The sequence below is a fragment of the Pararhizobium capsulatum DSM 1112 genome (assembly GCF_030814475.1).
Taxonomy (GTDB): Bacteria; Pseudomonadota; Alphaproteobacteria; order Rhizobiales; family Rhizobiaceae; genus Pararhizobium; species Pararhizobium capsulatum.
This window is the reverse complement of record NZ_JAUSVF010000001.1, coordinates 892,185-913,171: the sequence shown is the minus strand read 5'-3', so window position 1 is coordinate 913,171 and position 20,987 is coordinate 892,185. Positions and strand designations below refer to the sequence as shown.

The window sequence follows — 20,987 nt, the reverse complement described above, 5'->3', positions numbered from 1 at the left end:
TTTGAAGCGTTTTTAGGCGGTCACCGGCCGCGCAACTTCAAGGACAGCATGTCGCGCATCCGCTTTTCGATCTCGCGGCTGACGAGCTTGCGGTTGCTGTCGGCGGTATAGTTGATCTGCTCGCCATAGATGACATCAACATCGACCGCCCCTTCCTTCAGCACGTCGATCAGGTGCGGCAACATGCCGATATCCCCTGGCCAGGCCGCGAGCGGGCGATGAAATCGCCCCATCGGCATGCCATGCAGGCCGGTATAGGCAATCGCCATCGGCTGCACATGCACCATGCCCGTCGGCGAAAGCGGAACTGCAGCGGCGGCACCTCCGAAAAGCGACGTCTTGATTTCCAGCAACCGGTTGCCGTCCGACGTCGTGCCTTCTGGAAAAAGCACCACGACTTCGCCCGCCGCCATCCGCTGACCAATCTCGTTCACCTGGTTTCCGGTCGTACGCTTCTGCTCGCGCTGAACGAAGATCGTCGCCTGCAACCGCGCGAGAAGGCCGAAAACAGGCCATGACTTCACATCCGATTTGGCAACGAAGACAACATCGGCGATGGAGCCGAGGACGAGAATATCCTTCCAGCTGGCATGGTTGGACACCAGCATCAGCGGGCGCTGGCGGTCGGGTGTTCCGTGAACGGTGACGCGGATCCCGATCAGGCGGCAGGCAAGGCGATGCCAAGTGCGTGGCAGGGAGCGTCGCAGCGGCCCGTCCAGCCACAAAAGCAGGACCTGGATCGGCGCCAGTAAGAGCGTGACCAACAGCAGAATGATCATACACACGCCAATGCGCAGCCAGTTGAGCACGGCACCGGGATCGAACTTCACAGCGCAAGCGCCTTTGGCGGAAGGAAAGATGGTTCCGCGAATGCCCTCTTCTCCCCAGCGGGGAGAAGGTGGTCCCAAGGGCCGGATGAGGGGGACAACGGGCTCGGAATATCAGGCGAAGACCTCCTCATCCCCTCGCATACGCTCGGCACTTCTCCCCGCCGGGGAGAAGAGGGAGGTCGCGGCAACCCTGGTCGATTCATATGCAATAGCCCTGCTGCTGTCAGGAACCAACGCCTAGGCAAGATCAAGCCGCATGACAAGTGCGGCTGTGCGCGCACCATCCGCATTCTGGTAATAGGCCCGCCGCTCACCCACCTTGGCGAAACCGAGCTTGCGATAAAGGCCGATGGCGGCGAGATTGGTTTCATCCACTTCGAGAAACATGCTGTCGGCCGCCTTGTCGCGCGCCTCGCGCAGGGCGGCGCGCATCAGCCTCCAGCCGAGACCATTGCGCTCGAAACGGGGATCAACGCCGATGGTCAGGATTTCGGCCTCGCCGGCGGCGACCCGCGACAGCACGAAGCCGCCGATCGGCGGTCTCGCCACGCTATTGGTTTGCTGCGCCACGAAGCCGAAAACCGTATCCTGCACCAACAGACGGTGCAGTTCACCGTCGCTCCAATGGGGGGAAAAGCGCAGCTTGTGGATGGCGGAAGCCTGCGCGAGATGCGCCGCTTCAAGAGCGAAGACGTCGAATTCAGGCTTGCGGATAAAGTAGTCGGTCAGGGCCATGATCGGACCTCACGCTCGCGAAACCGCAAAGCCGGCCTGCGGCTTAACGTCCGGACCACGCAGATAGAGCGGCTTCGGCTTGCCTTGCGAAGGATCAGCCACCGCGCCCAGTCTTGCGACGACACAAATATCCGTCAGATCGCTACCATTGGCCTCACCCCCGACAAGGACAGCACCCGAACCACAGATGATACCGTCAAAACCCGTAAGCCGCGCGACAGCTTCGGACACCTCAAGCGCCTCCGGCGGCGTCAGCGCACCAAGGTCGGCTGAAAACATCTGGCAGTAGACTTCGTCGCGCTTGGCATCCATCACCACCGCAACCGATTGGCCGGGATTGCGTTCCCGAGCGGCCGCAGCAAGCGCCGCAAGCCGCGAAACGCCGACCGCAGGCACTGCGAGCGCCAGCGCAAACCCACGCGCCGCGGCGACACCGACACGAATGCCGGTGAACGAGCCGGGGCCGATAGTGACGGCGACGCGCTCGACATCCGACAGCGCCTTGCCGCTGGCGACGAGCGCTTCATCGATAAACGCCATCAGCTGCTCGGCGTGACCGCGGCCGATATCGGCACCGGCCGAGCCGAGAATACGGTTTTCAGTGCTGTCATAGAGTGCGGCAAAGCAGCCCGTTCCGGCCGTATCAAGAGCAAGAACGATCATGGACTGATACGCGAAATGGACTGCATGCGTTTCCGATCAGACGGCTTCGACCGCCTGAACCTCCGGTACGAAATGGTGAAGCAGGTTCTGGACGCCGTGCTTGAGCGTTGCCGTCGAGGACGGGCAACCGGAGCATGCGCCCTTCATGTTGAGGAACACCGTACCATCGCGGAAACCCTTGAAGGTGATGTCGCCACCATCCTGGGCCACGGCCGGGCGGACGCGGGTTTCAAGCAGTTCCTTGATCGTGGCGACGATCGTCTCATCGCCCTTGTCAAAGAACTCGCCTTCCTGGTCGCTTTCCTCGGCACGGCTGTGGATCGCCATCACCGGCTGGCCGGACATGAAGTGCTCCATGATCGAACCGAGAATGGCCGGCTTCAGATGCTGCCACTCCTGATCCGTCTTGGTGACGGTGATGAAGTCGTAGCCGAAATAGACGCCGGTCACGCCCGGGATCATGAACAGGCGGGCGGCGAGCGACGAACCGGCAGCGGCTTCCTCGCTGTCGCGGAATTCGGCGGTGCCATGTTCCATCACCACCTTGCCCGGCAGGAACTTCAGGGTCGCCGGGTTCGGCGTGGCTTCGGTCTGGATGAACATTGGCTTCTCCGCGTCGGCCGGGATCGTGTTCAACCAGCCTGTTTAGAATTATTCAAAAGAATATAAGCTGTTTGGCAAACCGCTTCAAGATGCGCGGGACTGCGTTTGCAATCCTTGAGGATCAAATCTGTTGATGCTGCCATTAGCTGAGAGCGTCGATCTCCTCGTCCGTCAGCAGATCAGGGATGACCGTGACGGGAATGGGGAACGCGGCCGTCTTGCCAGCGATGGAGGAGACCAGCGGTCCGGGTCCATCCTTGGCCGATCCGGCGGCGAGAACGAGAATGGCGATATCGCGGTCTTCTTCGATCAGGCCGTAGATCTGCTCCGTGGCGTTGCCTTCGCGGATCACCATTTCCGGCTCGATGCCGATCGTTTCGCGCACCGTCTGGGCAATCTTCGCCAGCGTCGCCTCGGCTTCCGCCCGCGCTTCAGCCCTCATGACCGCCTCAACCCCCAGCCATTGCTGAAAATCTTCATCGGCGATCACATAGAGCAGGACGAGGCCGCCATTGGAATTCTTGGCGCGCATGCCGGCATAGTGGACGGCACGGCCGCATTCGGGCGTGTCGTCGATCACCGCCATGAATTTACGGCGGTGACCTTCCATTCGTGAGAGTCGTGTCGAAACCATGGCCGGATACTTACACTCGTTCCGGACGGCTGCAAGAGGCCTTTTTCGAGACTTACTGCAGGAAGCCGATGATCTCGCGAACTTCCTTCATCGTCACTTCGGCACGGGCGCGGGCACGCTCGCCACCATCGCGCAGAATGGCATCGATATGGCTCGTATCGTCCATCAGCTGGCGCATTTCCTGCGTGATCGGCGACAACACGTTGACGGCAAGATCGACCAGTGCCGGCTTGAACACCGAGAACTGCTGGCCGCCGAACTCGTCGAGCACCTGCTGCTTGGTCTTGTCGGAAAGCGCCGCGTAGATGCCGACAAGATTTTCAGCCTCGGCGCGACCCTTCAGGCCATCGGTTTCGCTCGGCAACGCATCCGGATCGGTCTTGGCCTTGCGGATCTTCTTGGAGATCGTCTCGGCATCGTCCATCAGGTTGACGCGCGACAGATCGGAAGCATCCGACTTCGACATCTTCTTCGTGCCGTCACGCAGGCTCATGACCCGTGGCGCCGGGCCGCCGATCAGCGGCTCGACCATCGGGAAATAGGCATGCACCGGCTGCTCGCCGACAGTGATGTCGATGCCGTAGGACGTGCGGGCGATATGCTGCTCGAAGTCGACGTTGAACTTCATGGCGATATCGCGGGCAAGTTCCAGATGCTGCTTCTGGTCGTCTCCAACAGGAACATGGGTCGCACGGTAGACGAGGATATCTGCCGCCATCAGGCTCGGATAGGCAAGCAGGCCCAGCGAAGCCTGTTCGGCATTCTTGCCGCCGGTCTTGTCCTTGAACTGGGTCATGCGCTCCATCCAGCCGATGCGCGCCACGCAGTTGAAGATCCAGGCAAGCTCGGCGTGCTGCGGCACGGCTGACTGGTTGAAGACGATGTGCTTCTTCGGATCGATGCCCGAGGCGATGAAGGCGGCCGCGATCGAACGGATCTGGTTCGGCATGTCCTCGTGCACAAGCTGGTTGGTGATCGCGTGCAGATCGACGACGCAATAGATGCAATCGTTGTTTTCCTGCAGCGCCACGAACTTTCTGATCGCGCCGAGATAATTGCCGAGATGAAGATTGCCGGTCGGCTGGACGCCGGAAAAGACGAGCGGCTTGAAGTCTGACATGGTGTCCTCGATCAGGCTTGTGGAAGGCCTAGATTGCTCTGGCTCTGTTGCGTATGGCCGCGCTTATGCACAAGGCGGTTGGGACGATCAAGCGGAATTGCAACGAGCCCTTATGCAGCGGGCTGCAGCAAATCCCAGGTATTGCCGAAAGGATCCGCAAAAACGGCAACGCTGCCGTAAACTTCGTGGCGTGGTTCTTCAAGAAAAGTGACGCCCGCAGCCATCATCGCCGGATGATCGCGGGCGAAATCGTCCGTGAACAGGATGAAGCCGACCCGGCCACCCGTCTGGTTGCCGATCGCCGCCCGCTGACGGTCTCCGTCGGCCTTTGCAAGCAGAAGCGCAGTCTCGGTCGCGCCCTTTGGGCGGACAAGCACCCAGCGCTTGCCCTCTCCCATATCTGTATCTTCCAGCAGTTCGAAGCCGAGCTTGCGACAATAAAAATCGATACCCTGATCATAGTCCGGGACGACGAGGGCAATGCGGGCGATGACCTGCTTCATGGCGGCCTTTCTTAGGCGTCCAGCGGCGGCGCGGGCTTGGCCTTCCGCTTCAGGTTGCGCCGGATCATCGAGGCATCCGCACCGCCGATAAGAAACGCCACCGAGAAATAGACGACCATCGCCAGGCCGATCAGCATCATCAGTGCAGTAAGCTGGACCAGAAGCGGGCTTTCCGGCACCAGCCAGTCGGCCAATGCTGCGGAGGCATAATTGAGCGTAACCGCCATGATGACGGTTGCGATCAGCAGGCGGACGACCCGGAAGGCCAGCGCATTTTCCCAATTCCAGTGACCGCGCCAGATCAGCGTGATGAACAGCAACGTGGCCGTCAGCCAGCCCGACGTGGCTTCGGCCGTGGCGATGCCGCGTTCTGCAAAGAGCGGGAACAATGAGACGGCGAGCGCGCAATTGACCGCCACCGACAGTCCCGTAATGCGCATCGGCGTTTTCGTATCCTCGCGCGCGAAAAAGCCGGGGGTCAGTGACTTGATCATCACGAAGGCCGGAAGCCCGAGGCCGTAGATCGCTAGCGTCGCCGCAACCGTGCTGGTCGTATCGGTCGAGAACGCGCCGCGCTCGTAAAGCACCCGCACGATCTCGTCGGAAATGACCCACAGCGCACCGGCCGCCGGTAGCGTCAGGAACAGCACGAATTCCAGCGAGCGGTTCTGCAGGTTCGCCGCCTCCCGCTCATGCCCGCCGCGCAGCGCCCGCGACAGTTCCGGCAGAAGCACGACACCAACGGCGATACCGACGACACCAAGTGGCAGCTGATAGACGCGGTCGGCATATTGCAGGACGGCAATTGCGCCATCCTTGGTGGAAGCGATCATCTGGCCGATGATCTGGTTGATCTGGGTGATCCCGCCCGTCACCGCCGCAGGCAGCGCCAGCCACAGCAAGCGCTTGACGTTCGGGGTGAAGCGTGGCCTGCGCAGCCCGAAGCGCATGCCCGCATGCAGCACACCGACATAAAGCACCGCCATCTGCAGAAGGCCTGCAACCAGCACGCCCCAGGACAGATACCAGGCCGTCGAGAGCGGATCGGCTCCCGTCCAAAGGCCGTAGCCCAAGGCAGCGATCAAGGCGATGTTCAGAAAGATCGGCGCGACGGCGGCTGCGAAATAATGGTGCAGCGAATTCAGCATGCCCGACAGCATCGCCGTCAGCGACATGCACATCAGGTAGGGGAACATCACCACCGCAAGCTTGACGGTAACGTCAAATTTCTCGGTGCCCACGTCGAAACCGGGCGCGATGATCCAGGAAACAAGCCACGGCATCGCCACTTCCATGGCAATGGTGATCAACAGGAGCACGGTGAAGAGGACACCCAGCACTTCTTCCGAAAACCGCTTGGCCCCATCAATGCCGTTCGCCTCGATCTCCTTGGCAAAGAGCGGCACGAAGGCGGCATTGAATGCCCCTTCGGCAAAAAGACGACGGAAGAGATTGGGAAAGCGGAAGGCCGCATAGAAGGCGTCGGCCATCGGCCCCGTGCCGAGTGCAGCTGCCATCAGCGTTTCGCGGCCGAAGCCGAGGACCCGGCTGCCAAGCGTGGCGCCGCCGACCGTTGCAAATTTTCGAACGAGGCTCATGTTTCGGCTCTGGTCTTTCGGGCAACCGCCGGGCGCGCGGTGTTCGGCTGCGCGATGATGCCGGCGGGCATGCGATCGCGCACCTCGTCGGCCTCGTCGGACATGACGGCCTTGAGGCGGGCGGCGATATGATTGTGGCGGTTTTCGTTGACGATCTTCTGTCCGACAAGGTCGGTCACGTAGAAGGTGTCGATGACCTTTTCGCCGAAGGTGGTGATATGCGCCGAGGCGATATCCAGCGAGAGATCGGCAAGCACTTCCGTCATTTCGGAGAGCAGGCCCGTACGGTCGAGGCACTCCACCTCGATGACGGTGAACTTGTTGGACAGCGTGTTGCTGATGGTGACGGCCGGCGTAACCGTGAAGGCCTTGGTGCGCTTGCGGCTCTTTGTGCGACTGGCGATCACCTCAGGCAGGCGCTTCCTGCCGGACAGCACATCCTCGATCAGCTTACCGATATTGGCCGCCCGGCGTGTCTCGTCCTCATCATTGGCGAACTCCCGGTTCACCAGGATCGTATCGAGCGCGCGTCCATCCGATGTCGTGAAGATCTGTGCGTCGACAATGTTGGCGCCCGCCGCCGCGCAGGCGCCGGCGATAACGGCAAGCAGGCGCGGGTGGTCGGGAGAAAGGATAGTGATTTCCGTGATCGCGTGGAACTGATGGGTGCGCACCATGGTTGCCAGCGCCTTGCCCGCCTTGTCGGATTCCCGAATGAACGTGGCGTGACGGATCTGGTCTTCGAGCGGTACCGACAGCAGATAGGGCTGATAGTGCAGCTTGGTGTAGGTCTTGCGATCCTTCTGGCTCCAATCGGGAAGCGCCTCGTACAGCACCTCGGCGGCATGGGCCGCGCGTTCCTTGCGCGGTACTTCGGAGAAACCGCCGGAAAGCAGGAGTTCGGTCTCATAATAGAGCGTGCGCAGCAACTGGCCCTTCCAGCCGTTCCAGACACCGGGTCCGACAGCACGAATATCGCAGACCGTGAGGATCAGCAGCATCTTCAGCCGATCGAGCGACTGCACCTTGTCGGCAAAGTCGATGATCGTCTTGCGGTCGTTGAGGTCGCGCGTCTGGGCGACCATCGACATGGTCAGATGTTCCTCGATCAGCCAGGCGACGGTTTCCGTCTGCTTCGGCGACAGGCCGAACCGCGGGCCGAGCTTGCGCGCAACCTTGGCGCCTGCGGCGGAATGGTCCTCCGGGCGACCCTTGGCGACATCGTGCAGCAGAACTGCAACGAACAGCGCCGTGCGGTCCTCCACGCCCGGCATGACCTTGACTGCAAGCGGATGCACCTCGTCGTCGCGGCCCTGGTCGATGTTCGACAGCGTATCAACGGCGCGCAGCAGATGCTCATCCACAGTGTAGTGGTGGTACATGTTGAACTGCATCAGCGAAACGATCTTGCCGAATTCCGGGATGAAGCGGCCGAGCACACCGGCCTCGTTCATCCGGCGCAGGATCAGTTCCGGCTTCCGCTTCGAGGTCAGGATCGAGATGAAAAGGCGGTTGGCCTCCTCGTTCTCCCGCACGGCCGACGTGATCAGCCTCAGCGAGCGCGTCACCTGCTTAAGCGCCGCGGGGTGGAATTCCAGGTCGTTGATATCGGCGACATGGAAAATCCGGATCAGGCTGACGGGGTCGCGCTTGAAGACATCGGGGCTTGCAAGCGCGATACGGCCGCCGTCATCGACGAATTCGAGCGAGCCCGGGATCTTGCGCACCCGGTGGGTAAAACGGGAAATCGCCGCCGTGAACCCCGGAAGCTGCTTTGCCTGCTGGTCCTCGAGAGCTGCGCAGAAAATGCGCGTTAGATCGCCGACATTCTTTGCAACAAGGAAATAGTGCTTCATGAAGCGCTCGACCGCGGTCATGCCGGGATGGTCGTGATAGCCGAGGCATTCGGCGATCTCGCGCTGGATATCGAAGGAAAGCCGCTCCTCTGCCTTGCCGGTCAGAAAATGCATGTGGCAGCGCACGGCCCAGAGAAAATCGTCCGACTTTTCGAACAGCTTCAGTTCCTGGCGTGACAGCACGCCCAATTTCACCAGATCGGCCGCATCCTTGACGCGGTAAAAATACTTGGCGATCCAGAAGAGCGTATGCAGGTCGCGAAGACCGCCCTTGCCTTCCTTGACATTCGGCTCGACGAGATAACGCGTATCGCCGGCCTTGCGGTGACGCTCGTCGCGCTCGGCAAGCTTGGCCGCGATAAAGGCGGGACCGGTATTCTTGACGATTTCCTCGTCGAACCGAACCTCGAGCTCACTGGTGAGCCCGATGGAACCGCAGATATAGCGTGTCTCGAGAATTGCGGTGCGGATGGTCATGTCGGCGCGCGAAAGCCGGATGCAATCCTCGATTGATCGCGTCGCGTGACCAACCTTGAAACCAAGATCCCACAGGATATAGAGCATGAACTCGATCGCCGGCTCGCTCCAGACGGCCTTTTTCTCCGGCAGGATGAAGAGAAGATCGATGTCAGACCCCGGGGCCAGCGTACCGCGCCCATAGCCGCCGACGGCAGCCACTGCCAGACGCGATGTCTCGGGCGTGTGGGATGCGTCGAAAATCTCGTTCAGCACGAAATGGTGGAGGATAGTGATCAGCTGGTCCTGCAGCCAGGAAATCCGCATGGCGCATTTGAGACCGCTGCCATCGACACTCAGCAATTCGCGCGCCCTGTCACGGCCCTTCTGGTTTGCCTCGCGAAACGCGGCCAGCAAGGCCCGGCGCATCGGTTCGCGCTGTTCGGCATAGGCGGACGCAATGAAATTGCATTTCGCCCGCAACGCCGATACGTCGAGGATGTCCGAAAAATCGATATCATTCAAGCTCATCGCCAGCCGCTCGTCTTCATGTCCGGCGATATCAGCGCGCCGCTGCTGCATGCTTTAGACCTTTCGTCCCGGAATATACAGACCCGGAATGGGCTGGGCCGGGACTGTAGCGTTCAAGCATTGCCAAGTTGTTTCTTCAATGCATAGAGCGCGTCCATCGCTTCGCGCGGGGTCATATCATCGGGATTGAGGCTTTTTAAAGCTTCCTCAACCTTGGAGGGACCGGCCTTCGCCTTCTCCTCGCGGCGGATCGCCACCTGGAACAGCGGCAGATCATCGATAAGCTGGCTTGCCGGGTTCTTGCGGTCCGCATCCTCGAGCTTGGCGAGCACCTCGCGGGCACGGGCAACGACCGAGGCCGGCAGGCCCGCAAGGCGCGCGACCTGGATGCCGTACGACCTGTCAGCGGCCCCAGGGCCGACCTCGTGCAGGAAGATGACGTCGCCGTCCCATTCCTTGACCCGCATGGTGGCGTTGGAAAGTCGCCCGAGCTTTTCTGAAAGTACCGTCAGCTCGTGGAAATGGGTGGCAAACAGCCCGCGGCAGCGATTGCCCTCATGCAGATGCTCGACCGCCGCCCAGGCGATCGAAAGACCGTCAAATGTCGCCGTGCCGCGGCCTATCTCGTCGAGGATGACGAGGGAGCGGTCGGTCGCCTGGTTGAGGATCGCCGCCGTCTCGACCATCTCGACCATGAAGGTCGAGCGGCCGCGCGCCAGGTCGTCGGAGGCGCCGACGCGGGAAAACAGCCGGTCGACGATGCCGATATGGGCCGATGTCGCCGGCACGAACGAGCCCATCTGGGCCATGATGGCGATCAACGCGTTCTGGCGCAAGAAGGTCGACTTACCGCCCATGTTCGGGCCGGTCAGCAACCAGATCGCGCCATCGCCCTCGCCGCTGCGGGGCGAAAGATCGCACCCATTGGCAACGAAAACGGTGGCCGACTGGCGACGCAGTGCCTGCTCGACCACCGGATGGCGACCACCTTCAATTGCAAACATCGTGGAGGCATCGACGACCGGGCGGCAATAACCCTGCTCTTCGGCAAGGCTTGCGAGACCGACGGCAACATCGATGGTCGATAGCGCGAAGGCCGCCGCCTTGATTGCCTCGGCCTCGCGGACAACAAGCGCGCTCAGCGCATCGAAGGCTTCGAGCTCGATGGTCAGCGCCCGGTCGGCGGCATTGGCGATCTTGGATTCGAGATCGGCAAGCTCGGTCGTCGTGAAGCGCATGGCGTTCGCCATCGTCTGGCGATGGATGTAGCTGGCACGCGCCGCATCGCTGTCGGTCATCGGCCCGGCGTTTCCAGCCGTCACCTCGATGAAATAGCCGAGCACGTTGTTGTATTTAATCTTCAGCGACTTGATGCCGGTTTCCTCGGCATAGTTCAGCTGCAGCCCGGCGATCACCCGTCGCGACTGGTCGCGCAGGGCCCTGACCTCGTCGAGTTCGACACTCGCCCCCGCCCGCACGAAACCGCCGTCACGTTTCAGAAGCGGCAGTTCGTCGGAGAGCATCGCCGTCAGGCGCTGCGACAGCTCCTCCGGCAGGCCGGCGATGGAATCGAGCGCCAGGCCCAGCTCCTCGGAGAGATTGCCCGATTTGAGCAGGCGCACGACATCACCGGCGGCGACCGTGCCGGAGAGGATAGCGCCAAGATCGCGCGGACCGCCACGGCCGAGCGAGAGGCGTGACAAGGCACGCGGCATATCCGGCACATGCTTCAGCGCCTGGCGCAGATCCGCCGAGAGCTGGGGCTGATCAAGCAGCGCGGTGATCGAATCCAGCCGTGCGGCGATGCGCTCGGGATCCGTCAGCGGCGACATCAGGCGTTCGGCGAGCAGGCGCGCACCGCCGCCGGTGACAGTCCGGTCAAGCGCCTTCAGCAGCGTGCCGTTACGGTCTCCCGATTGGGTCTTGACCAGTTCGAGATTGGTGCGCGTCGCCGGATCGATGAACAGCGTCGAGGCGCCGCTTTCACGCTCGGGAATGCCGAGCGGCGGGCGTTCGGAAAACTGGGTCTTTTCGACATAGGCGATTGCCGCCGATGCTGCCGCCATCTCCGCACGGGAAAAGCCGCCGAAACCATCGAGCGTCTTGACGCCGTAGTAGCGCGAGATGCGATCCTCGGCGGATGCACTGTCGAAGAGAACGCCCGGTTGCGGTACGGCGACACGGCCGAGGGTATCGACAACCGGGCGCAATTCGGGATCGTGAAAAACCGTATCTGCAAGGATCAGCTCGGCCGGGTCGATGCGGAGGATATCCGCGAGCAGACGGCTTTCCGTCGTCTCGGCAAGCCGGAACACGCCGGTTGAAATATCGATCCACGCAAGAGCCAGGAGCGGCTCGCCACCACTTCTGATGCGCGCGAGCGCCATCAGATAGTTCGTCTCGGACGGCGACAGCAGCTTGTCTTCGGTGATCGTGCCCGGTGTGACGAGACGCACGACATCGCGCTTCACCACCGATTTCGAACCGCGCTTCTTGGCTTCGGCCGGATCTTCGACCTGCTCGCAGACGGCGACGCGGAAACCGCGCACGATCAGCTTCTGCAAATAGTCGTCGGCCGCATGGACCGGCACGCCGCACATCGGGATATCCTGGCCGAGATGCTGGCCGCGTTTCGTCAACGTAATGCCGAGCGCACGCGAGGCTTCGACCGCATCCTGGAAGAACAACTCGTAGAAATCGCCCATGCGGTAGAACAGGAGCGATCCCGGGTTGTTCGCCTTGATTTCGATATACTGCTCCATCATCGGCGTCGCGGTCGAGCGGCTTTCCTCCGTCGCCAGCTGGGCGGCAGAAAGAACCTCGGAATTTCGGCTTGTCGGGTCGTTCAGAAAAGTCATTTTGGCCCCAGAAAACAGGTGCCACACTATCCACGCGCGTTTATAGAAGACAACAACAAAGCGGCGGGGAGGAGCCTTCGCCCACAGGACTCGGAGGAGGTTTCATGGCCGAAGACGGCAAAGCCAATCGCAATGCACGCAGCGTAACCGACCAGGAAGCCCTCGATTTCCATTCCCAGGGACGCCCCGGCAAGCTGGAGATTTCGCCGACCAAGCCGATGGCGACCCAGCGCGACCTGTCGCTTGCCTATTCGCCGGGCGTTGCGGTGCCCGTCAAGGCGATCGCCGCCGATCCGGCAAAGGCCTACGACTATACGACCCGCGGCAACATGGTGGCCGTCATTTCCAACGGCACCGCCATTCTCGGCCTCGGCAACCTCGGCGCGCTGGCGTCCAAGCCGGTCATGGAAGGCAAGTCGGTGCTGTTCAAGCGCTTTGCCGACGTCGATTCCATCGACCTTGAGGTCGACACCGAAAATGTCGACGAGTTCATCAACTGCGTGCGCTTCCTCGGCCCCTCCTTCGGCGGCATCAATCTCGAAGACATCAAGGCGCCGGACTGTTTCATCATCGAGCAGAAACTGCGCGAGGTCATGGATATCCCGGTATTCCATGACGACCAGCACGGCACTGCCATTATCGCCGCTGCCGGCCTGATCAACGCGCTCACACTGACGGGCCGCGATTTCAAGACGACGAAGCTCGTCTGCAACGGCGCGGGCGCTGCCGCGATCGCCTGCGTCGAGCTGATCAAGTCCATGGGCTTTACGGCCGAGAACATCACGCTCTGCGACACCAAGGGCATCATCTATCAGGGCCGCACCGAAGGCATGAACCAGTGGAAATCCGCCCATGCCCTCAAGACGGACAAGCGCACGCTCGTCGAAGCGATGGATGGCGCAGACGTGGTCTTCGGTCTCTCCGGCAAGGGCACGCTGTCGCAGGACATGATCCGCTCGATGGCGCCTCGGCCGATCATCTTCGCCATGGCCAATCCGGACCCGGAAATCACCCCGGAGGAAGTCGCCGATATCCGTGACGACGCCATCGTCGCGACGGGCCGTTCCGACTACCCGAACCAGGTCAACAACGTTCTCGGCTTCCCCTATATCTTCCGCGGCGCGCTCGACGTGCATGCCACCACCATCAACGAGGCGATGAAAATTGCGGCCGCCCAGGCGCTGGCGAGCCTTGCCAAGGAAGACGTGCCGGATGATGTCGCCGCTGCCTATCAGGGCAACCGGCCCCGTTTCGGTCCGCAATACATCATTCCCGTGCCCTTCGATCCCCGCCTGATCTCGGCCATTCCGGTCGCTGTCGCCAAGGCGGCGATGGAAAGTGGCGTTGCCCGCAAGCCGATCCCGGATCTTGCCGCCTATGGCCGCCAGCTGTCGGCGCGGCGCGACCCGATCGCCTCCACCCTGCAGCGCATCTACGAGCGCGTCCGCCGCCAGCCGAAGCGCATCGTCTTTGCCGAAGGCGAAGAAGTCAGGATGATGCGCTCGGCGCTCGCCTATGCCAACCAGGATCTCGGCACCGCCCTTCTGCTCGGCCGCGAGGACCGGATGCGCGAAATAGCCGAGCGCGAGGGTATCGACCTCGACCGGCCCGGCATCGAGCTGGTCAACGCCCGCCTTTCCAAGCGCACCGGCGCCTATACCGACTATCTCTATGCCCGCCTGCAGCGGAAGGGCTATCTCTTCCGCGATGCCCAGCGCCTGATCAACAACGACCGCAACCATTTTGCCGCCTGCATGGTGGCGATGGGCGATGCCGATGGCATGGTGACGGGCATCACCCGCAACTATTCCACCGCGCTCGATGACGTGCGTCGCTGCATCGATCCGAAACCCGGCCACCGGGTGATCGGCGTGTCGCTGGCGCTCTGCCGCGGCCGCACGGTGCTTGTTGCCGATACGGCGGTGCACGACATGCCCACCGCGCAGGAACTTGCCGATATCGCCGAGGAAGCCGCAGGCCTTGCCCGCCGTCTCGGCTATTTTCCGCGCGTGGCGATGCTTGCCTATTCGACCTTCGGCCATCCTTCCGGTGAACGCTCGGAGCGGGTACGCGAGGCCGTCGATATCCTCGACAAGCGCCGCGTGGATTTTGAGTATGACGGGGAAATGGGAGCCGACGTTGCGCTCAATGCCCAGGTCATGGAGCAATACCCCTTCTGCCGCCTGTCAGGCACAGCAAACGTGCTGGTCATGCCGGCTTTCCACTCGGCTTCGATCTCCACCAAGATGCTGCAGGAACTCGGTGGCTCGACCGTGATAGGCCCGCTGCTTGTCGGCCTCGACAAGTCGGTGCAGATCGTCTCGATGGCGGCCAAGGATTCGGATATCGTCAACATGGCGGCACTGGCCGCCCATAATGCCGGGATGTAAAATCTGGCGGCGCTGAAACGAAAAAAGCCCGCTCCGGTTTCCCGGGCGGGCTTTTTCATGCGAAATGCCGACCTTGATCAAATACTTCAGGACATAATGTCCCACAATACACGCCACTCAATACCAAATGATGATCAAAAGCTGCTAGTCACACTGAGATGAAATCAAATATATTGCAGCGCGTCAATCTATTTTGCATTGCAGCATTTTAACTGGCGAAACGTGTTGCATCCGCGCCATAGTAGTTGAGGTACCGGCCGGAAATGTTGTTGATCGGCAGGACGATCAGCACATCGGTCGTCTTGAAGGCGTGGTCGACGACAGCGCCCTCGCCGACCATCGCACCGAGGCGCATGTAACCCTTGATGAGCGGCGGCAGGGCAGACAGCGCCTTGCGCGTATTGATCGCTTCCGCCGGCATCAGGTCCATTGTTCGAAACAGCTCCGGGCGGGCGGAAACCTGCCACTCGCCACTGACAGCAACGGTGTGATGAAGGAAGGACAGCGCCAGCGCATGCACTTCCGGAATATTGCCGGGGAAGGAACCACAGCCGAACATCGCATCGACGCCGTGCTTCAACGCATAGGCCCAATTGCCCTGCCAGAGCAGCTCGACCGTCCGTTTGGTGCGATAGTCGGGCAGGACGCAGGAGCGGCCAAGCTCCATGAAACTCTTGCCAGGATGGCGGTCGAGGAGTGACTCGATCTCGAATTCCGAGGCCGAATAAAAGCCCCCGGTGCGACGTGCAACGTCCTGGCGCAGAATGCGGTAGGTGCCGACGATCTGTTCTTCGGCATCGCCTTCGATGGCGGTGTCAAGCACCAGCAGATGGTCGCAGACGACATCCCATGCGTCGATATCGCGCTTTCGGCGCGCAGCATCCGGCGTCGGCTTTGCCTTCATCTCTTCGACGAAGACGCGGTAGCGAACGGCCTGTGCGGCATCGATCTCGGAGTTGGAACGCGCAAGCCGGGTTTCCAGCGTGCCGATCCGGCCAAGGATGTCTCCAGCAGGAGCCACAGAAGTCCGGACGCGCAACTGCGGCTGCTCAATCAAGCCGGTCCGATCCAAGATTTCTATCGTCATTTCCGCTGATCCTGATCACTTCGTTCTGCCCGGCTTAAACCATGTTTCTGCGACAGCATAGTGACATGGCGAGCGCAGGAAAACCGTCTGGGGATGACGTTTCATCATCTGAGCAGACGCTCTATTTCTGCCGTCAACCGCGCCGGTTCCACCGGCTTTGGAAGCACGGCGCTGGCGCCTGCCGCGATCAGGGTTTCCCGGGTTTCGTCGCTCGTGTCCGATGTCAATACGATCACCGGGATAGAGCCACGGCGGTACCCCGTTCGCTCTTCCTGGCGCAAGCGCTCGAGCATGTCGAGACCCGTGCCGCCGGGCATGTTCAGATCGGTAACGATCAGTTCCGGCATCATGCGCTCGGATGCCGGCGCATCGAAGAGCACCGTCGCAAGCGCCCCGAAATCCCCCACCGGCCGGACGGTATGTCCGGCCTTTTCAAGAATCGAGCGTATGATCAGCGCATTGACCGGATCGTCTTCAGCAAGAAGCACCCCCTGGCGCGCGGGTTCGATGCGCAGGGTTGGCACTTCGCGCAGCATCGGCCTGTTGTCGTTGATCGCGTCGCGCACTTCCATACCCTTCATCCGTCCCCTCAAAACCTCGACAAGCGACCGCTCGCGCAGGGGCCGGATCAGCCATGCCTGATAGCCATCGATCTGGTTCATCGGACGACCGTTGCGCTCTTCCGGATTGACGAGGTAGATGCGCCGGAGATTGAGCTGCGCCAGACCGGGAAGATCGGCCAACAACCGGCGGAACTGCGCGGCATGGCGATGATCGACGATGATATCGGTGAGCGATGCCTGGCCGGATGCCGCCCACCCCGCATGTATCTGCGCATCGCCGAAGGTTTCGGCACGCACGCAATGCCCGCCAAGCGTCGTCACGGTTTCGAAGAGGGCGCGGGATGCAGGTCCGCCTGGCGCCATGACCAGAACGCGCGATCCCTCCAGCGTGCCCTTGCGGCCGTGGGCCGAGGCCGGCCGCTCGCAGGCATTGACCGGAAAGCGGATATCGAACGTGGTTCCCCTGCCCGGCTCGCTGGAGAGCGTCAGGCTGCCGCCGAATTGCTCGATGATCCGCCGTGAGATCGCAAGCCCGAGGCCTGAACCGCCGCTGCGTTGGAGATTATCACCCGCCTGCTCGAACTCGTCGAAAACACGCGCCTGCTCTTCGCGGTTCATGCCCGGACCGGTATCCTCAACACGAACAAGAAGCGTGCTGCCGACCAGATCGGCGCTGACGAAGACGCCGCCCGTGTGGGTGAATTTCACGGCATTGCCGATGACGTTGAACAGAACTTGCCGAAGCCGGGCGGCATCGAACTCAAGCAGTCCCGGCACACTGGCGCTGATGGTTGCGCCGATCTCGATGCCCTTCTCATGGGCGCGGCTCGACAGCATCTCCACCACGCTTTCGATGGTGTGGCGCACCGCTTCCTGCGATGGACGGAGCTGGAAGCGGCCTGCCTCGATAGAGGAGAAGTCAAGCAGGTCATCGACAAGCTGGACGAGTGCGTGGCCCGACTGGCGCATGCCGGCAAGGTAGTTCTTCTGTTCGCCGGTCAGGCGCGTCTGGCTGATCAGGTGGGTGACGCCGAGAATGCCGGACAGGGGCGTGCGGATTTCATGGCTGACAGTCGCAAGCAGCCGCGATTTCGCCTGGCTGGCATTTTCCGCGCGTCGGCGGGCGTCGTCGCTCTCGCGCGCCACCCGGCTTTCTTCGGTGATATCGCGGGCAATGCTGTGCATCATCAACATGCCGCTGCCCGACTGGCGGGCCATGACATCATGCCAGTCGAAGACGCGCAGGCCGATGACCGTCGCGATCCGCACCCGGTAGTGATGTGGTTCGGGCATTGGTTCGAATTCGATCCCGAGCGCCTCGCAGGTCATGCCTTCCGGGCGAGATTGCCCCGTCACGCGACGGAACACGCCATTGGCCTCGACGATCTTGCCAGCGGGCTCGCGTACGAGCGCAATGTCGCCAAGCGCGTCGTGGATTGTCGATAGCAGCCCGGAGGCTTCGCTGCGTTCCCATTTGCGATCGCTGACGCGCTCGCTCAACGGCACGTTTACGGCGATCGGAGATGTGGATTTCAACGAGCGATACCAGTCAATCAGCAACACTGCCGCGCCGGCCATGCCGGCCAGGGCAAGCCCGCCGGAGAGAAGCTCGTAACCCGCGTCCGCGCCCGTGCCGAGCACGGCGGCGGAGCAGAGAAGTCCCGCCCCCGCAAGGGCTGGCTTCAGGACGGAATAACGCTCGGGTAAAGCTGTTTCGGGCGTCTCGAGCTCCAGATCCTCGATATCGTCTTCAACCGAAGCTGTTGTCCGGTAGCGGTCGCCAAACGGATGGCCCTGCGCGACGAGTTCGCGCGAAATACGGTGATGAAGGTTCGACAGTTCGCCCATGTCGTCCGCCGGGGCGGTCACTTGCACAACGGCAAGCCTCGCCCCCTCCTCTCAGGTCCAGAGCTTCTTTCCTCTGGGTCGGAGGCTTAGCACGGCAAGGGTTCCGAATGCCTTCCGGCGATCCGTAAACTTTTAACGATCCTTGCTTTTCGGCTGCAGGAGTTCGTCGAGGATGATGGCGCCGGCACCGATGCTGATGAAACCGTCGGCCAGATTGAAGACGGCGAAGGACCAGTTTTCGGTGTGGAAGCGGATGTAGTCGATTACATAGCCGAACAGCAGCCGGTCGACGAGGTTGCCGAGCGCGCCGGCAATGATCATCGCATAGCCGAGATGGGCGAAGGTGCGGTTGCCCGGCGTGCGCCGCCAGAGCCAGAGCACGAAGGCGACGACGATCAGCCGCATGCCGACGATGAACCAGCCTTCCATATGGTCGAGCATCGAGAAGGCAACGCCGTAATTGTAGATCCGGTGCAGTGCCAGCACCGGCAAGAGCGCCACGTCTTCGCCAAAGGGAAGCCACATCTCGACGGCAACCTTCACAAGCTGGTCGAGCATGACGGCAAGGATGATGAAGACCGCGATCGGAACCGGCCGGGAGAAAAGTGCCGTCCGTTCGTTCATGCCTTGCCGTCCAATGCGAGAAGATGGCGGCGTACCTCGAACAGCATGATGCCGGTGGCGATGCCGAGATTGAGCGAATCCGCCCTGCCCTGCTGCGGAATGCGGGCCAGCGCATCGGCCTCCTTCGCCAGTTCGTCCGGCAGGCCGGCCTGCTCGTTGCCCATGAGTATGACGACAGGCCTGGAGCGATAATCGATGGTGCGGTAATCGACCGCGCCGGCAAGATGGGTGGCGACCACGCGCACGCCGGATGACTTATGCCACTTGATGAACTCGGCATTGCTGGCGCGGATCACCGGCATCGCGAAAACCGAGCCCATGGTGGCACGCACGGTTTCCAGCGAAAACGGATCGGTCGTTTCACCCAGCAGGATGACGCCGGATGCCCCGGCTGCATCCGCCGTGCGAATGATCGTGCCGAGATTGCCGGGGTCGCGTACCCGGTCGAGCGCGACATAGGTCTCGCCCGCTGCCGGCTTCACGTCCCTGAGGTTCTTGTAGCGCTGCTCGAAAATACCGACGACCATCTGCGGATTGTCGCGGCGGGTGATCGAGGATAGCACTTTCTCGCTGACTTCGAGTACCAGCCCGCCGTGGGAAACGGTCTTCAAGGCCACCTGCTCGACCTGCGGCTTGCCCTTGGCAGCTTTGGCGTAAACCAGCGTCTTGATCGTCCAGCCGAGTTCCAGCGCATCGATCACCAGCTTCAGGCCTTCAGCGAGGAAGCTGCGGGTTTCATCGCGGGTCTTCTTCTGGGCGAGAGCCTTGATGTCCTTGATGATCGGATTGGTGAGGCTGGTGACTTCCTTCACCTGCCCTACCCGCTGGGAACTCGCGCGACGCGGGCCGCCATCGTGGTGGTTGTCATGGCTCATTTCGGTACCCATCGGCTGAAAAGGGAGGTGGAAAGCGCGCGGGCCGGCGTCTTGCCGTCAAGGCCGCCCTCGCGCAGGATAAGCTCGCCCGACTCGACCACCCCGCCGCGGCCGCGCATGGTGTCGCGCATCAGCTCATGGATCGAATAGAAGCTTGCCCGGATCGAATAGGCCGTCAGCACGAGGCCACGCGCCTGCGGCGACAGGATTTCGCGGCAGATGTCGAGCATATCGGCCAGATGGTCGAACAGTTGCCAGACTTCGCCATTGGGACCACGGCCGAATTTCGGCGGATCGGTGAGGATGATGTCATAGCGGCTGCCGCGACGCGCTTCACGCTGGATGAACTTCATCGCGTCTTCGCAGATCCAGCGGATCGGCAGGCTTTCGGCCCGGCCGAGCGCCTGGTTCTCCCGCGCCCAGCCGATCGCCTTCTTCGAGGCGTCGACATGGGTCACTTCCGCCCCCGCCTTGGCGGCGATCAGTGAGGCAACGCCGGTATAGCCGAAGAGGTTCAGGACCTTCAGCGGCCTTCCTGCCGTCTCGACCTCGTTTTTCATCCAGCTCCAGTGAGCAAGCTGTTCGGGAAAGACGCCGACATGGCGGAAGGCGGTGAAGCGACCGTAGAAATCCGCATCGAGAATGCGCATCGGCCAGGTCTCGCCCAGCGCTTCCCTGGAAACCCGCCAGCGCCCGATGCCGTCTTCATCTGTGTCGCCGGTGAAGAAAGCATCCGCCTTGTCCCAGACATGGACGGGAAGCCCCGGCGGCCAAAGTGCCTGCGCTTCCGGGCGCACGATCCGGTAGGGGCCGTATTGCTCCAGCTTCAGCCCATGACCGCTGTCGATGAGGTGATAATCGCTCGAACCCTTGGTTTCGAGAATGATCGGCACGCGTTCGCCCGGTTTCTCGCCTTCGCGCAGGACAAGCAGGGGACGCTGCTCACTCTCCGCCGCGGCGGATCGTTCCACACTCTTTTCGGGGCGTGCCTTCTCGGGACGACCATTGGCAGGACGGGCGCTCTGCTCCTCGACATGCGGACGCGGCTTTGGCGCCGGGCGGCCCGCAACACGACTGGCTCCGGCCCGCAACGGTGCCGAAGAGGACGAGCGGCCGGCAGGCTTGCCCGCGCCACCACCCTTACCACCAGTTTTTCCCTTGGAGCCTCTGTCTTTCACGCCGTCATCCGTTCACGATCTTGCATCTTTTGTCT

General features: G+C 61.9%; 16 protein-coding genes. 1 reads left to right on the top strand and 15 read right to left on the bottom strand.

Going from position 1 to position 20,987, the window contains the following annotated elements; all coding sequences use genetic code 11:
• Window positions 1-20: 20 nt before the first annotated feature.
• The 10 genes from olsA to mutS form a co-directional block, all read right to left on the bottom strand.
• Window positions 21-809, bottom strand: a complete 789-nt coding sequence (olsA, locus tag QO002_RS04290) for a lyso-ornithine lipid O-acyltransferase (RefSeq protein ID WP_307233148.1) — start codon at window positions 807-809, stop codon at window positions 21-23.
• A 258-nt stretch (window positions 810-1,067) separates the two neighbouring features.
• Window positions 1,068-1,565, bottom strand: a complete 498-nt coding sequence (locus QO002_RS04285; RefSeq protein WP_307227020.1) for a GNAT family N-acetyltransferase — start codon at window positions 1,563-1,565, stop codon at window positions 1,068-1,070.
• A 9-nt stretch (window positions 1,566-1,574) separates the two neighbouring features.
• Window positions 1,575-2,228, bottom strand: a complete 654-nt coding sequence (tsaB, locus tag QO002_RS04280; protein WP_307227018.1) for a tRNA (adenosine(37)-N6)-threonylcarbamoyltransferase complex dimerization subunit type 1 TsaB — start codon at window positions 2,226-2,228, stop codon at window positions 1,575-1,577.
• A 36-nt stretch (window positions 2,229-2,264) separates the two neighbouring features.
• Window positions 2,265-2,831: a NifU family protein gene (locus QO002_RS04275; protein WP_307227016.1), complete on the bottom strand. Its 567-nt coding sequence runs from the start codon at window positions 2,829-2,831 to the stop codon at window positions 2,265-2,267.
• Window positions 2,832-2,973: 142 nt separating this feature from the next.
• Window positions 2,974-3,465, bottom strand: coding sequence for a universal stress protein (locus QO002_RS04270; protein ID WP_307227014.1), 492 nt, complete (start codon window positions 3,463-3,465; stop codon window positions 2,974-2,976).
• A 52-nt stretch (window positions 3,466-3,517) separates the two neighbouring features.
• Window positions 3,518-4,585, bottom strand: a complete 1,068-nt coding sequence (gene trpS / locus QO002_RS04265; protein ID WP_307227012.1) for a tryptophan--tRNA ligase — start codon at window positions 4,583-4,585, stop codon at window positions 3,518-3,520.
• 110 nt (window positions 4,586-4,695) lie between these two features.
• On the bottom strand, window positions 4,696-5,088 hold the full coding sequence (locus tag QO002_RS04260) for a VOC family protein (protein WP_307227010.1): 393 nt from the start codon (window positions 5,086-5,088) through the stop codon (window positions 4,696-4,698).
• A gap of 11 nt (window positions 5,089-5,099) precedes the next feature.
• On the bottom strand, window positions 5,100-6,686 hold the full coding sequence (gene murJ, locus QO002_RS04255) for a murein biosynthesis integral membrane protein MurJ (protein WP_307227008.1): 1,587 nt from the start codon (window positions 6,684-6,686) through the stop codon (window positions 5,100-5,102).
• The gene (locus QO002_RS04250) at window positions 6,683-9,529 is read right to left on the bottom strand and encodes a [protein-PII] uridylyltransferase (protein ID WP_307233145.1); all 2,847 of its coding nucleotides are present in this window, start codon (window positions 9,527-9,529) and stop codon (window positions 6,683-6,685) included. Before QO002_RS04250 ends, murJ begins: the two co-directional genes overlap by 4 nt.
• A gap of 113 nt (window positions 9,530-9,642) precedes the next feature.
• Complete coding sequence (mutS, locus tag QO002_RS04245; protein ID WP_307227006.1) at window positions 9,643-12,387, bottom strand: DNA mismatch repair protein MutS; 2,745 nt, start codon at window positions 12,385-12,387, stop codon at window positions 9,643-9,645.
• A gap of 104 nt (window positions 12,388-12,491) precedes the next feature.
• Between mutS and QO002_RS04240 the strand changes: the two genes are divergently transcribed.
• A complete protein-coding gene (locus QO002_RS04240; protein ID WP_307227003.1) occupies window positions 12,492-14,777 on the top strand; it encodes an NADP-dependent malic enzyme in 2,286 nt (761 codons plus the stop codon).
• Window positions 14,778-14,985: 208 nt separating this feature from the next.
• Here the strand turns inward: QO002_RS04240 and olsB are convergent, their stop codons facing one another.
• From olsB to QO002_RS04215, 5 genes are all read right to left on the bottom strand, one after another.
• The gene (gene olsB, locus QO002_RS04235) at window positions 14,986-15,864 is read right to left on the bottom strand and encodes a l-ornithine N(alpha)-acyltransferase (protein WP_307227001.1); all 879 of its coding nucleotides are present in this window, start codon (window positions 15,862-15,864) and stop codon (window positions 14,986-14,988) included.
• 104 nt (window positions 15,865-15,968) lie between these two features.
• Window positions 15,969-18,275, bottom strand: coding sequence for a hybrid sensor histidine kinase/response regulator (locus QO002_RS04230; RefSeq protein WP_307226999.1), 2,307 nt, complete (start codon window positions 18,273-18,275; stop codon window positions 15,969-15,971).
• A gap of 132 nt (window positions 18,276-18,407) precedes the next feature.
• Complete coding sequence (gene lspA / locus QO002_RS04225; protein ID WP_307226998.1) at window positions 18,408-18,899, bottom strand: signal peptidase II; 492 nt, start codon at window positions 18,897-18,899, stop codon at window positions 18,408-18,410.
• On the bottom strand, window positions 18,896-19,774 hold the full coding sequence (locus QO002_RS04220; protein ID WP_307226995.1) for a TrmH family RNA methyltransferase: 879 nt from the start codon (window positions 19,772-19,774) through the stop codon (window positions 18,896-18,898). The genes lspA and QO002_RS04220 overlap by 4 nt, the downstream gene beginning before the upstream one ends.
• Window positions 19,771-20,952 (bottom strand): RsmD family RNA methyltransferase, encoded by a 1,182-nt coding sequence (locus tag QO002_RS04215; RefSeq protein WP_370878450.1) that lies wholly within the window; start codon window positions 20,950-20,952, stop codon window positions 19,771-19,773. Before QO002_RS04215 ends, QO002_RS04220 begins: the two co-directional genes overlap by 4 nt.
• Between the last annotated feature and the right edge of the window lie 35 nt (window positions 20,953-20,987).

Bases quoted from the DNA above. Each gene is read 5' to 3' on its own strand.
- QO002_RS04285 (WP_307227020.1), bottom strand. From the start codon at position 1,565: ATGGCCCTGACCGACTACTTTATCCGCAAGCCTGAATTCGACGTCTTC.
- tsaB (WP_307227018.1), bottom strand. From the start codon at position 2,228: ATGATCGTTCTTGCTCTTGATACGGCCGGAACGGGCTGCTTTGCCGCA.
- QO002_RS04275 (WP_307227016.1), bottom strand. From the start codon at position 2,831: ATGTTCATCCAGACCGAAGCCACGCCGAACCCGGCGACCCTGAAGTTC.
- QO002_RS04270 (WP_307227014.1), bottom strand. From the start codon at position 3,465: ATGGTTTCGACACGACTCTCACGAATGGAAGGTCACCGCCGTAAATTC.
- trpS (WP_307227012.1), bottom strand. From the start codon at position 4,585: ATGTCAGACTTCAAGCCGCTCGTCTTTTCCGGCGTCCAGCCGACCGGC.
- QO002_RS04260 (WP_307227010.1), bottom strand. From the start codon at position 5,088: ATGAAGCAGGTCATCGCCCGCATTGCCCTCGTCGTCCCGGACTATGAT.
- murJ (WP_307227008.1), bottom strand. From the start codon at position 6,686: ATGAGCCTCGTTCGAAAATTTGCAACGGTCGGCGGCGCCACGCTTGGC.
- QO002_RS04250 (WP_307233145.1), bottom strand. From the start codon at position 9,529: ATGAGCTTGAATGATATCGATTTTTCGGACATCCTCGACGTATCGGCG.
- mutS (WP_307227006.1), bottom strand. From the start codon at position 12,387: ATGACTTTTCTGAACGACCCGACAAGCCGAAATTCCGAGGTTCTTTCT.
- QO002_RS04240 (WP_307227003.1), top strand. From the start codon at position 12,492: ATGGCCGAAGACGGCAAAGCCAATCGCAATGCACGCAGCGTAACCGAC.
- olsB (WP_307227001.1), bottom strand. From the start codon at position 15,864: ATGACGATAGAAATCTTGGATCGGACCGGCTTGATTGAGCAGCCGCAG.
- QO002_RS04230 (WP_307226999.1), bottom strand. From the start codon at position 18,275: ATGGGCGAACTGTCGAACCTTCATCACCGTATTTCGCGCGAACTCGTC.
- lspA (WP_307226998.1), bottom strand. From the start codon at position 18,899: ATGAACGAACGGACGGCACTTTTCTCCCGGCCGGTTCCGATCGCGGTC.
- QO002_RS04220 (WP_307226995.1), bottom strand. From the start codon at position 19,774: ATGAGCCATGACAACCACCACGATGGCGGCCCGCGTCGCGCGAGTTCC.